The sequence below is a fragment of the Methanolapillus ohkumae genome (assembly GCF_032594355.1).
Classification (GTDB): domain Archaea; phylum Halobacteriota; class Methanosarcinia; order Methanosarcinales; family Methanosarcinaceae; genus Methanolapillus; species Methanolapillus ohkumae.
In genome coordinates this window covers 1634519-1647018 of sequence record NZ_CP131061.1, presented here as the reverse complement: position 1 = coordinate 1647018, position 12500 = coordinate 1634519, and the positions used below count along the sequence as shown (strand labels likewise).

Genomic DNA, 12500 nt, shown 5'->3' with positions numbered 1-12500 from the left:
TTTGATGATCGGTCATGTCCTGATCGGCAAAAACTTTGTTTTGCCTCAACCTCTACAAAATTTTTTACTCGTTGTGGCAATTGTTTCGTTTCCTCTTCTACTTGTTGTTTCTATTTTGGAATTTATAATTAGATCAAAGAGTGCAAAATATGAACAAAAATAAATTCATTTACGAGCTCGGTTAAAAAACCGCTCCATGAACGCGGCTACAGTCTCCTCGGAACGGACACATACATTGATGAGGTGGCCGACGCCTACGAAGTTCTCGTGGAAAAAATCATCGTCGCCGTGGAACTTGAAACCACCATGAAGAGACTTTTGGATGATATCGAGAAAACCAAGCGCCGTGTGAACGCGCTGGAATTTAAGGTGATTCCGGAATTCCAAGAGCAGGTCAAGTTCATCCGCCTCCGTCTTGAGGAAATGGAACGTGAAAGCATGTCCAGTTTGAAAAAGATTAAACAAAAGAAAGCAATGGCGGATGCCGAAAGTTAAAGAGTTTTCTTTAACTTTTTACTTTTTTTTTTTGCTTTTCTTTTTTCGTTTTTTCTTTCCTTTTCTGTTTTTTCTTCTTTCATTTTGTTTTGGGACGGCATCTCGCGCGCGCAATGGCGTCAGATTTTTTCGTGAAAACAAAAAAGTTAAGGGTGGTTTTTTTCTGTGTTATTTGATTTTTCCGTTCGCTCGGTTTTGATTTGTTTAATTTTTTGTTTTTCGTTTGTTTTTTGTTTTTGAAAAAATACTATTTTAAAAAACCTTCTTTTTGAAATAATATTTTTTAAAGTAAATTTTTCATTTCAGCCGAATGTTGTTTTTAATACATCGTTTTTATAATTATATTTCTAAAATTATAAAACGATTATTATTTATAAAATCGCCTCAAATAATTTTTTGTGGAAATTCATGAATGATTTGAAAAAAAGAAATCATGAATTTTTCTGCTTAATGTGTGGGTTTATTTTGAATAAAAATGAGCACTCACCATCTGATTATTACCAAGTCAAAGTTGGCAATAGCCATTTGTTTGATGGTGAGTAGAATTCAAACGGTCTTCGTAGAATTCGCTCCTATCTTGATTTTAAGGTATATTAAATAAATGTTTGATAAAATCATTAAGGAGATTAAATATGAAAACTAAATTTGTGAGTTTAATATGTGCCTTAATTGTTTTAATGGCCCTTATTGCTCCTGCTTTTGCGGGAGAGGACGAAATGTACGTCCCCGAAAATTTAACGGTTATTGATTCAGGGACGACTGAAATATCAACAGTTGTTTTTAATGAATATGATTTCATTGAAGAGCAACTTTCTAAATCCACAAATCAATTAGTATCAGAAGGATACAACTTGGAAGAGATCCGAGAATTTTCATCTTATGCGGATAATTTTAGAGAACATTTAGAAAATTTGAATTCCTCCTATTCTGACGATAAATTGAAAAGTTTGGGATATGGTGATGAAGCTATTCAAACAATTCGAAACTTGGATTCAGCTCAAGATTTGTCAATTGCATCAGCCACATGTACAATCCAAACTCATGCAGATTGGATTCGTGGATATTATCCAAACGGCAGTCCAGAATCTTCTGCAATTCTTTATTATGAGTATTCATGGAACGTTAAACCATTTTCAAATTTAACTGAAGCACTTGGAATTGGATGGGAAAGTTCTCCTTCGACTTTTCATGTGGATCCCAATTATAATATTACAGCAGAAATATGGTATTGGATTGAAGATTTATCTCAATGGGATGAAGTGTTTTATTATAACAATTGGTCTCAAGTAGATGGTATGTATACTAGAGGTATATTCTATCCACTTGTCCAAAATGATCAACCGGGACCCCTTGGAAGTTATGCAAAAGAAGGGGAGGGTTCAATACGTCTACGCGCTTCTGCATTAATGCCGGATGATGGAATCATGGATATTTATTTTTCATATATTCATCAAAAGCATGATGTAACAGGAAGTATTGGGCTTTCGTTTGGTGGTATTCCAACTCCTTCAATCGGCATGGGTTTTAGCTTGACTCCTGATGCAAATGCAGCTGACGCATATCATGCAAATCCGATTCATATTATTTTTGGTCAATGATATTTAAAATCGAAAATGAGTTAAATGATGTTTTAGTTTATTCATCATTTATCTCTTTTATTTTTTGTTTTATTATTATTAATAATTGAAATTACAGGCGTTTGATCAAAATGAAATATTTTCCTACACCCCAAAATAACCTTATCCTTTTTGTTGTGCTTATTTTATCCTTTATTTTTCTGTTATTTTTACTGGACAGTTATTTCTTATATTCATCAGTCTCCCTTCTCCTTTTCATATTGTAGTACTCTTTGTTTTATGTCGGCGTTTTTGGTTTTGGGGTCTTAACCAAAAGTCGAATTTTATCCATTTTGTTGGGGTTTTTAATGCCTGTGTGTTCTTATTTTCTAGTCGGGTATGATTCAGCTAATTTTTTGCAATTCTATATGATTCTTTATTTGACAGCAGGATTTTTAGGTGGTCTGGCCGGCTGGTGCGCTTCAACAAATGAACAACAAAGCGATGTGAGGGGACTTTACTATTTCATTTATTTCTTTTTAAGTGTTCTGTCATTTGTTTTGGTTTTTTAAGCCTGAAAATGTTTTTCAAAAACAGAAAAGATTTAAAACAAGAAACTTATGATATTTACGATGGAAATTAATTTTGAGAAACAATGATTTGATAACATGGATTCAGCAACAGCATTTTCGATATTTGCGATCGTCTCTCTCATCGCAATGTTCATTATACCATTTCTATTCGTATCGATAATGAAAAAGTGCATCAATAATACATCACCACTTTTAATGTGTTTATTAGAGAAATGCTTGTTAGAATGTTTACTTTTAATTGTCGGCACATTCTGTTTTTGGTTTTGGATTCTCATGGTATTTGCAAGTTTGCCTGCTCCCTAATTAATTATAGCAATGAATTCATTCATTGCTATTTTCATTTTTTAATTTTGAAATCATCAAAAATAAGCGATGGTAAACAATATGAGTAAAATCTGATTTATGTCATTTTTTTATTTTTCAGTGAGGCGGTCGTAATGATTCACATGCTCCAAAGAAATGAGAAAAATGATAACCTTCTCTTTGCCGGACTTTACTTATTGGGTATTTTTCTTTCATTTTGTTATTCTTACTTTTGTTATTCTTATTTAAATGGTGGATATTTTATTTTTGTTTTGTATTTGTTTTGGCTTTTGAGTTCAACTATTTACGGTTTGTTTTCTCGAAATGTGGAAAAGTCTCTTATTTTCGGATTTTTAATGGCTCCGGTTCTTAAAATATTTGTGTTAATTTTTTCTTTTATTCTCCCTTCGAATTCGGAGGTTAACTTATTTTCCGTGGAAGGGACTCTGCTGCTTTCTGTTTTTTTGGGACTTCTTGGATATTATATGGCCAATGATTACAAAAATAAATGGAAAACTGTGGCTTATGTTCTTGTTATCCTAATTCTCTTATTCATTTTCTTCCGCTTTTTTATTTACAAACCTTGGTAAAAACACTCGGATATCGTGGAGATACGCAAGTTTTTTTATTTTTTTCGTCTTGTGGCGGCATCTCGCGCGCGTTATGATATCAAATTTTTAATTGTGAAAAACAAAAGCCGGCGGTTAATTTTTTGCAGTATTTTTTAAAATGAATAAATCATTTCAGCTGAATGTTATTTCTAATCTTTTTTATAATTATCTGCTAAAAATTATAAAACGATTATTATTAATACTATATCCAAAAACAATTCTATGTATTTTGAAATTTAGGGGAGAACAATGGATTTGACCTACGAATCAACTTATGCACTTGTCAAAGCCGGTTTAACATTTTTGATTCTTGTTGCAATTGTTTTGTTTGTTTTTTATGTTATAATCAAAATGAATAAAAAAAGCGGGAAGAAACTTTGAGATTTATTTGAATTGATTTTTTTAAAAAAACCGGAGGAGTCAAAAACGCAGGAATCAACAATGGACTCAACAATGAATAAATTAACAATGGACTCAACAATGAATAAATCAACAATGGATTCAACAATGGACTCAACAATGAAGGAGCTAAAAATGAAATCAAAAATGAAGTCAAAAACGAAATCCATTTTCAAAACCATTTTGTTCCTTCTATTCATTTTAATTTGTTGGATTAGTTTTACTCTTCCGGCCGCTGCCAATGAAAATCCAAATCCGGCTCCATATGTTCCCTTAGGGTTGATGGTGACGGATTCGGATTCCATTACCGTGTCTACGGTTGTCGTGAATGAATATGATTTTGTTCATGAAATGAAATTTGATTTTTTGAAATTGGCGGATGAGCGTTATAATTTGAGCGAGTTGTATCACTTGTATTTTTACAAAATTCATCTCAAAAAGCAGCTGAAAGAGTTGAATTCATCCTGCACGGATGATGACTTGAAAAATTTGGGTTACACCGACGCAGGAATTTATGTCATCCGGAATTTGGATAAAAATCCGGACTTGTCCAAAGCCGCCGCCGAATGCACCATTCAAATCCGGATAGACCGGGTTTCAGGCTATTTTGGCAAATTAGAAGAGTCATCCGCTGTTGTTCATTATGAATATTTCTGGAATACAAAACCGATTTCCGGGTTGACAAAAGAAGGAATTGTCAAAATGCAGGGATGGGAACCCAGTCCCTATTCTTTTGTAGGAGATAGAAAATACAATTTAATTCCTCCGGCAAATTATTCCAACGAATCCTGGGAAGTATTTGACCAAAATCTTCGTTTTTCAGGCAACCGGGGTCCGATTGTTCTTGTTCACACACTTGACGCTTCGGGTGAATATTACGAATCGGGAAAAGGATCTTATCGCATCTATACAACCCGAATCATGCCAAAAGACGGCGGCATTAATTTTTTCATTTCCTATTACCATCAGCCTGATGCGGAGCAGGAAAAACCGTACCTTTTAGAATTTTAAAAAAAATTCGAAAAATATTTATATGTTGGGATATTCTTACTTTTCAAATATTTTATTTCAATTAAAAAACGAATTCAGAATGAATTCAGAAACGATAAAAACGAATTCAGAATGAATTCAAAATATAATGAACGAAAAGTGGAAAAATCGTTATGACTATGACTTCCGCCAACAAAAAAATAATATTATTGTCTGTCACCGCCGTTCTTTTGATTTTAATCGTAGCAGCAATAGCTGTCATTTATTTGAATGAAATGAACAAAGATGTTGTAGCCGTGGAAATTAATTTTTTGCCGGAAGATTCGGTTATTGATATTTACAATCCGGCTGAATTGGTTGGAGCGGTTGATTATGTTTTTGTCGGAAACGTCGATGAATTGATTGGCACAAATTACAGACCGGTCGCCGTTATTGACGGAATGGGTTGGAGTGAAACAATTGAAGATCCGTTCACAAACTACACGGTTACGGTTCTGGATAACATCAAAGGCGATTTGGTTTTGAATCAGCAAGTTTCTGTTTTGAAAGACGGCGGACTGAGCCGGGACGGAAAAACACTTACTTTGTATGTCAATGATTCTTTGCCGGAACCCGGCAGCATTTATGTTTTCTACATCTATGCGCAGCCGGATGGAAAGCTGCTCGCGTCCGGGTCTCAATCTACCCAAAAAATCCAAACCACCGACGTTTCGGATTTATCGCAAATCCAAGCGGATCCGGTTTATTTAAAAGCGGTCAATGGATTTGAAAATCAAATTGTACAGAATAGAACATATTATGTGGGTCCCATCGGAAATTGAAATATGAATCCAAAAAATAAATATTAAGGCTTAAAAAACAGGAACGAACGCGATTCACATAAAAAATCGCTCAATGAAAGAGGAAATATCAATGGTTTCAATTACATCTTTACTTGGAGTGTTTGGTTTCTTCTCTCTTTTAGGCGTGATTATGGGGTCATGCCTCTTGATATAGGCCATCAAAAAAGTACATCATGACGAATCTCCGGCATGGGAATTTTTTTATTTATCCATCGGATGAATCTCTTTTTGGTTTTTTATTTTTTTAGCATTTGCAAGTTTACCGGTGTAAACAAACCCCCTGAGGAATAAAATGGACCTGACATATGAATCACTCATCGCTCTTGGGACGGCTGTTTTTCTCCTTTTGATTTTTATTGTTATTATTTTGGCAATTCTTTATTTTATTATCCAATGGATTTCAAAGAGAACGGAATAAAAGACTTTGACAAAATTCAAGTTTTTGGGAAAATGAAGAAATTTAAAAAAATTAAAATTAAAAAACAAATTAAAAAACAAATGAAAAAACAAATGAATAAAAAAGTTGGAGAAAAATATGTTTTCAAATATCTTAATTGTCTTGGCAGCAATCCTTTATATTGCGGCACCGATTCTCTTTTTTGTGATTCTTTATTATGTCATTAAAGCGGCCGTTCGCGACGGCATCAGAGAATCCAAATAATTTATAATTTTTAATCTGAAAAACATTTCATTAACACGTAATAGGAGTGATAAACATGATTGGCGGATTGGGCCCGATGGAACTCATTTTAATTGTGATGGTTCTTTTAATGATTTGTATTCCATTTGTTCTTCTTTACTATATTATCAAAAAAGCAGTTCGGGACGGAAACAAAGAAGCAAAGCAGAAATGAAAATGACAAAAATTTGAAAAATTTATTTTTCTATTTTTTATTTTTTGGAGATTAATTTTTTTCTTCTTTTTTGTTTATTTTTTCAACTTTCATTTCTTTTTTTCAACTTTTTCTTCTTTCTATTTTTCTTCTTTCTATTTTTTATCTCTCATTTTTTTCATGTTTGATATTAACAATCTTTTTAAATACTATCATTCATTAAATGACATTTTCTTTATTCTTAACAAATCAATTACAAATCCATATGAACCAGAATTTTTGGTGATATTTTGACAGAAATTCAAAAGCTTGAACAAATTTATTCCGGTAAGGCAAAAACCCTTTACAGGACCAATGATCCGACGAAACTCATTTCCGAATTTCGGGACAGCTTGACCGCTTTTAACGGCGGCAAAAAAAGCGAAGCTCCCAAAAAAGGTTACTACAACGCGCAAATTTCAAGGAAAATTTTTGAAATGCTGCAAGAAAATGGCATTAAAACACACTATGTGAAAATGGCATCCGATGTCGACATGGTCGTTGATGTCGTCGACATCGTGAAATTGGAAGTCATCGTCCGAAACATCGCGGCCGGCTCCATTACCAAAAAGTATCCGATGCCGCCCGGAAAAGTCTTTGAAAAAACAATTGTCGCGTTTGACTACAAAAGCGACGAGTACCAAGACCCAATGATTAACGAAGACATCGCATATGCCTTAGGCGTTGCGACTTTTGAGGAAATGGCGGAAATTAAAAAAATGGCCCTCCAAATCAATGAAATTCTTAAAGCCTATTTTGAAAAGAACGGATTTTTGCTTCCGGATTTCAAATTAGAATTCGGGCGGCGCGGCGCAAACAAAGAAATTGTTCTCGCGGACGAAATTTCCTGCGACACCTGCCGGATTTGGGACAAAGAAACCAAACAATCTTTGGACAAAGACGTTTTCCGGTTTGACAAAGGCGATCCGTCCAAAACCTATGAAATCGTCGCCCGTAAATTGGTGCCGGAAATTTTCTAAAACCATTATTAAATGAAAAATTCAAAATGGATTCATAAGTAGATTAGATAAGAAATGAGTGACTTCGTCACTCATTTTAAATCTAATTATGTTCTTTTCAATCGTTTTTCTTTTTTTTGATTTACTTTTTTGTTTGATGTGTTACAATTTTTCATTTTGTCTTTTCATACCGGAAGCTGTTGCTTTTTTATGATAATATATAGTATCCCAAAGAAAGTAACGGCAAATAAAATCAGAATAGCAAAAATGATTAATTCAATTATGAGTCCCATCATTTTCCTCCATTTTTTTTAAATAATGCATGTCGAAATTAATTTTTCAAAATCTATTTTGTGACACGAATATATATATATAATAATTTTAATATATTTATTTCAATGTGATAAAAGTCATTTCCTTTTTCTTTTCTCCTTTTTCCTCTTCACATTTTTATATATCTTCTTTCTTTTCCTTTTCATTCAAAAAATCATATAATTTGTTTATTATTCTTAATTTCATTATTGTTGTTATTGCAATCATTGTTTATGGTTATTGTTGTTGTTATTGTTTGTTGTTATTGTTGTTGTTTGAGATCATTGTTATTGTTTGTTGTTATTGCTATTGTTATTGTTTTTTATTGGTGTTTCTTTATGAAAAATGAAAATTACGACGCAATTGTTGTTGGCGGCGGCATCAGCGGTCTTTTGTCGGCGTTGGTGTTGTCCAAACACGGAAACCGGGTCTTGGTTCTTGAAAAAGATGGCGTTGTCGGCGGAAATTGCCGGTCCTACAATGTGGACGGATTTATGGTGGACACGGGTCCACATGCGATTACGGCACTTCGAAACGGGCCGCTTCCGCATCTTATGAATCAATATTTCGATTCTGTTCCTGTTTTTCATCCGTACGGCGATTATTACATCCGGACTAAAAAATCATTGGTTCGCTGCCCTACGAATGTGCGCGATTTTCTCAGCTGTAAATATTTGCCGCTTTCCGACCGGCTCAAACTGACGTCAACGATTGCAACCGTTTTTGCCAAAGCCGGAATGGGCACCGATTATTCTCAAAAAACAGTTTACGAATGTTTGCCAAAAAAGCTGGGGCCGGAAACATTGGCATTTGCGAATACGTTTTCCATGTTCATGTCCGGGCGCGGCATGAAAGAAACATCCGTCCAAAGAATGCTGGCGGGAAGCGGCGTGGTTTTGGAAAAAAATTTGAGCATGGAAGAATTTGAAGCGATTGTTCAAGGGAATTCCGATCTTAATACACAATCGAACGAACTAAAATTCGGCGAAGAACAAGTCCATGAAGTACAAGCGGCTGAAACGCAAACCAACAAAACGCAAACCAACAAAACACAAACCAACAAAACGCAAACCAATGAACAAAAAGCAAATCAAACAAAAATATCCGCTTTGGCCATCACGAAAAAAATGATGACGCATAGCGGCGGTTTTGTCAATCAAGGATATCCGACGGGAGGCATTCAGGCAATTACGAATTCTGTATTATCGTCCATGCCGGAATCAGTGAACATCCTGACCAATTGTTCCGTCCAAAAAATCCTGACAGAGGCCAAGGAATTTGGAAAACAAAAAGCAATCGGTGTTGTCGCGGATGGCGAAACATATCATTCGGATTTGATTATTTACACGGCTTTTGCAAGCAAACTCCCGCATTTGATGGAATTGCCGCCGGAATATCTCTCAAAATTAGAACACATCGACCATACCATTAGTTTAAGTGTTTGGCTGGGCTTGGATGAGAAGGTTTCCGATTTGGATTATGTCGGGTCGGAAGTTCAGTTTGAAAAAATGCCGTACTGGGGCGGACCTACCAGCACGTATGATGAAAATTTAGCGCCGTCGGGCGGAATGGTAGCAGGATTTGCGTTCATTCCGCAGCCGCAAAAAAATATTAAAGCGCGAGCGAAAGACGCGTACGACCAAATTTTTGAAGTGACGCCGAAAATTGAAAAACATGTGGTCATGCGTCATGAACAAGTGACCATTCCCGAAAAAGCGGCGATTACGATTTCCGGTGAATTCGCGGAAAACCGGACGCCGATTGAAAATCTGTATATGGCGGGAACCGATACCGATAAACGCAGCATGGGCGTGACAAGAGCGGCGTATTCCGTGATTGAATTGCTGGGAAAACTCGAAGAAGATAAAAAACTGATGCGGAAAAACAACTTTACAGGACACAACTTCTGCCGGGAATATTTGCCAAAAATGTAAAAACAAATAAATCATGTGAAGATGCTTGATTTTGCAATTGTTTGATTTGTAATTGTTTGAATTTGTAATTGTTTGATTTTGCAATTGTTTGAATTTGTAATTGTTTGATTTTGCAATTGTTTGAATTTGTAATTGTTTGATTTTGCAAGGTTTGATTTTTAATCTGAAATACTTTCTGTGCCGGTTGGTTTTATGTTTTTGTCCGGGAACATTTGAATCAATTGATTGTAAGATTCCGTCAAAATAATCTTAAAAACAATATAGAACGGGATGCTCAAAATCATTCCAAGTGCTCCGAACAGTTGGGAAAAAACCAGCACCAAAATGACCGTGGTAAACGGGCTGACGCTGACTTTGTCGGAAATCATATACGGTACCAAGTAATAATTATCAACGGCTTGGGCGATAATGGACACGACAATGACCAAAAGCGCAGTCTGCCAACCAATTGCCAGCCCAATTAAAAACGGTGGAATGGTCGCAATCACCGGCCCGATGTAGGGAACATTGTTGAGAAGTCCGAATAAAATTCCCAAAAAAAGCCAGCCGGGAATTCCGAGCAGGAGAAAACCGACACTTGTAATCGTTGCCATGCAAATGCTTTCGATGACTTTCGCCACGAAAAATTTATTGGTTTGCGTCAAAATAGCAGTCGACGTATTTGTAAAAGACGCGCTGAATTTTTCCGGAACAAAACTGATAATAATGTTTTTTACTTTTTCTCGGTCCCTAAAATACAGCAAAAACATGATTGGGTACAAAAGAATCATCCCGAAAATATAGTAAAACGCTTGGGACAAAATTTGCACCAGGGCCGCAAAAATCGAATTGAGGAGGCTGGTTATAAATTTATCAATCGCGTTGATGATGGAATCCGGCAAAATGCTCAGGGCGGTCAAAACAAATTGAATTCCTTCGTTAATCATGGTTTGAATGTCGGACATATCCGCAAACAAATCGGAAAAACTTTCCATTTGAGTGGACACGAAAAAAGACGCAGCCAATATCAAAACAACAATGACCAAAACGGCACCGATCCGGCGCTGTGTCTTGGTCAGGCGGACGGTATGTTTGTTGTAAAATTTGATGGATTTGTCCACAACCGCAATCAGACAAAGTCCGAGCAACAAAATCATGAAAATTTCTTGGAAATAAAATAACGTGGCAAGAATCAAACAAAGAATAATAAAAATCGCCGTCATGGAAATCCATACGTTCTTATTGGTTGAAATCGGCATGTTGTCACATCTTTCCAAAAACGAAAAAGAATAAAAATAAAAATAAAAATGGTTTGTTTATCCAAAATGTCAAAGACATATATTTCTCATTAATATATAAAAATAATTATTGAATACAAACCAATACAAAACAAACTTGCAGTAAATCATACAAACTTGCAGTAAACCATACAAACTTGCAGTAAACCATACAAACTTGCAGTAAACCATACAAACTTGCAGTAAACCATTACAAAAAAAACTTGCAGTAAACCAAATGCAAAACAAAAGCAATAAAATAAAAAGTTTGATCTTCATCCGTTTGCCGATTCAAACGCGTTTTCTTTTTGTTTGGATGTGTCGGGAAACATTTCCACAAGCTGTTTATAGGATTCTTTGAGAATGATTTTAAAAATCACATAAATCGGAATACTTAAAATCATGCCGACGGCACCGAATATTTGAGCAAAAACCAAAACCACTAAAACGGTTGTCAGCGGGTTGACATCCATTTTGTCGGAAATCATGTATGGGATCAAATAAAAATTGTCAACGGCCTGAGCAATAATGGAGACGACACCGGCTAAAATTGCGGTTTCAACGCTGATGGACAATCCGATTAAAACGGGCGGAATTGCCGCAAGGGCCGGACCGATGTAGGGAACGTTGTTCAAGAGCCCGGACAAAACGCCAAAGAAAAGCCATCCGGGGATTCCGACCAGATAAAAACCAATGCTTGACATGACACCGATACAAATGGATTCAATGATTTTGGACACAAAGAAATTGTTGGATTGCGTCAAAATTGCGTTGGATGCGGATGTATAAGTTTCTTTAAATTTTTTGGGGATGTAGCTTTCAATTCTTTTTTGAATTTGTTCCCCGTCCTTAAAATAAAGTTTAAACATAATCGGGTACAACAAAATTGCGGCAAACGCATAATACAATGCCCGGGACAATAATCCGGAAAAACTTTGTGTCAGCGATAAAAATATGTTGTTGGTAAAATTGATGAAGTAATCTTCCAGCATTTTGGACAGTGATTCGGGAAGCATATTTAATGTTGTAAAAACAAGATTGGTTCCCTCGTCAATCATGCCCTGAACTTGAGACATGTCGGAAAAAATGCCGGCAAAACTTTCCATTTGAAAGGAAATAAACAAGAAGAGGGTGACTGCCAAAAATATAATGACAACGACGGCGCCCGTAATGCGTTGGAGATACGTCAGCCGGGTGGTATGTTTGTTGTAGAAACGAACACATTTGTCAACAATCACCATCAGGCAAAGACCTGCAAGAAAAATCAGAAAAATATCTTGAAAATAAAATAACGTGACCAAGACCAGACAAAGAAGCAAAAAGATTGCGGAAAGCGCAATCCACACATTTTTATTTGTCGAAATCGGCATAGTATCCT

The 12500-nt window shown here is 35.6% G+C and carries 11 protein-coding genes and 1 pseudogene; 10 read left to right on the top strand and 2 right to left on the bottom strand.

Features of this window, described 5'->3' with window-relative positions; translation table 11 throughout:
- Nucleotides 1-171: 171 nt before the first annotated feature.
- From MsAm2_RS07235 to MsAm2_RS07190, 10 genes and pseudogenes are all read left to right on the top strand, one after another.
- A pseudogene (locus tag MsAm2_RS07235) lies at nt 172-495 on the top strand (V-type ATP synthase subunit D); the annotation flags it as partial.
- Nucleotides 496-1127: 632 nt separating this feature from the next.
- Nucleotides 1128-2093 carry a hypothetical protein gene (locus MsAm2_RS07230; protein WP_338097577.1) on the top strand — a complete coding sequence of 322 codons (966 nt, stop codon included), beginning with the start codon at nt 1128-1130 and terminating at the stop codon, nt 2091-2093.
- Nucleotides 2094-2419: 326 nt separating this feature from the next.
- The gene (locus MsAm2_RS07225; protein WP_338097576.1) at nt 2420-2623 is read left to right on the top strand and encodes a hypothetical protein; all 204 of its coding nucleotides are present in this window, start codon (nt 2420-2422) and stop codon (nt 2621-2623) included.
- A 1469-nt stretch (nt 2624-4092) separates the two neighbouring features.
- Complete coding sequence (locus MsAm2_RS07220; protein ID WP_338097575.1) at nt 4093-4968, top strand: hypothetical protein; 876 nt, start codon at nt 4093-4095, stop codon at nt 4966-4968.
- A gap of 152 nt (nt 4969-5120) precedes the next feature.
- Nucleotides 5121-5768 carry a hypothetical protein gene (locus MsAm2_RS07215; RefSeq protein WP_338097574.1) on the top strand — a complete coding sequence of 216 codons (648 nt, stop codon included), beginning with the start codon at nt 5121-5123 and terminating at the stop codon, nt 5766-5768.
- 313 nt (nt 5769-6081) lie between these two features.
- On the top strand, nt 6082-6207 hold the full coding sequence (locus tag MsAm2_RS07210) for a hypothetical protein (protein WP_338097573.1): 126 nt from the start codon (nt 6082-6084) through the stop codon (nt 6205-6207).
- Nucleotides 6208-6324: 117 nt separating this feature from the next.
- On the top strand, nt 6325-6450 hold the full coding sequence (locus MsAm2_RS07205; protein WP_338097572.1) for a hypothetical protein: 126 nt from the start codon (nt 6325-6327) through the stop codon (nt 6448-6450).
- A gap of 55 nt (nt 6451-6505) precedes the next feature.
- On the top strand, nt 6506-6643 hold the full coding sequence (locus tag MsAm2_RS07200; RefSeq protein WP_338097571.1) for a hypothetical protein: 138 nt from the start codon (nt 6506-6508) through the stop codon (nt 6641-6643).
- Nucleotides 6644-6921: 278 nt separating this feature from the next.
- Nucleotides 6922-7641: a phosphoribosylaminoimidazolesuccinocarboxamide synthase gene (purC, locus tag MsAm2_RS07195; protein ID WP_338098525.1), complete on the top strand. Its 720-nt coding sequence runs from the start codon at nt 6922-6924 to the stop codon at nt 7639-7641.
- 629 nt (nt 7642-8270) lie between these two features.
- On the top strand, nt 8271-9866 hold the full coding sequence (locus tag MsAm2_RS07190; protein WP_338097570.1) for a phytoene desaturase family protein: 1596 nt from the start codon (nt 8271-8273) through the stop codon (nt 9864-9866).
- A gap of 158 nt (nt 9867-10024) precedes the next feature.
- On the opposite strand, the gene MsAm2_RS07185 is transcribed toward MsAm2_RS07190, so the two are convergent.
- Nucleotides 10025-11104 (bottom strand): AI-2E family transporter, encoded by a 1080-nt coding sequence (locus tag MsAm2_RS07185; protein WP_338097569.1) that lies wholly within the window; start codon nt 11102-11104, stop codon nt 10025-10027.
- Between the two features lie 293 nt (nt 11105-11397).
- A complete protein-coding gene (locus MsAm2_RS07180) occupies nt 11398-12492 on the bottom strand; it encodes an AI-2E family transporter (RefSeq protein ID WP_338097568.1) in 1095 nt (364 codons plus the stop codon).
- Between the last annotated feature and the right edge of the window lie 8 nt (nt 12493-12500).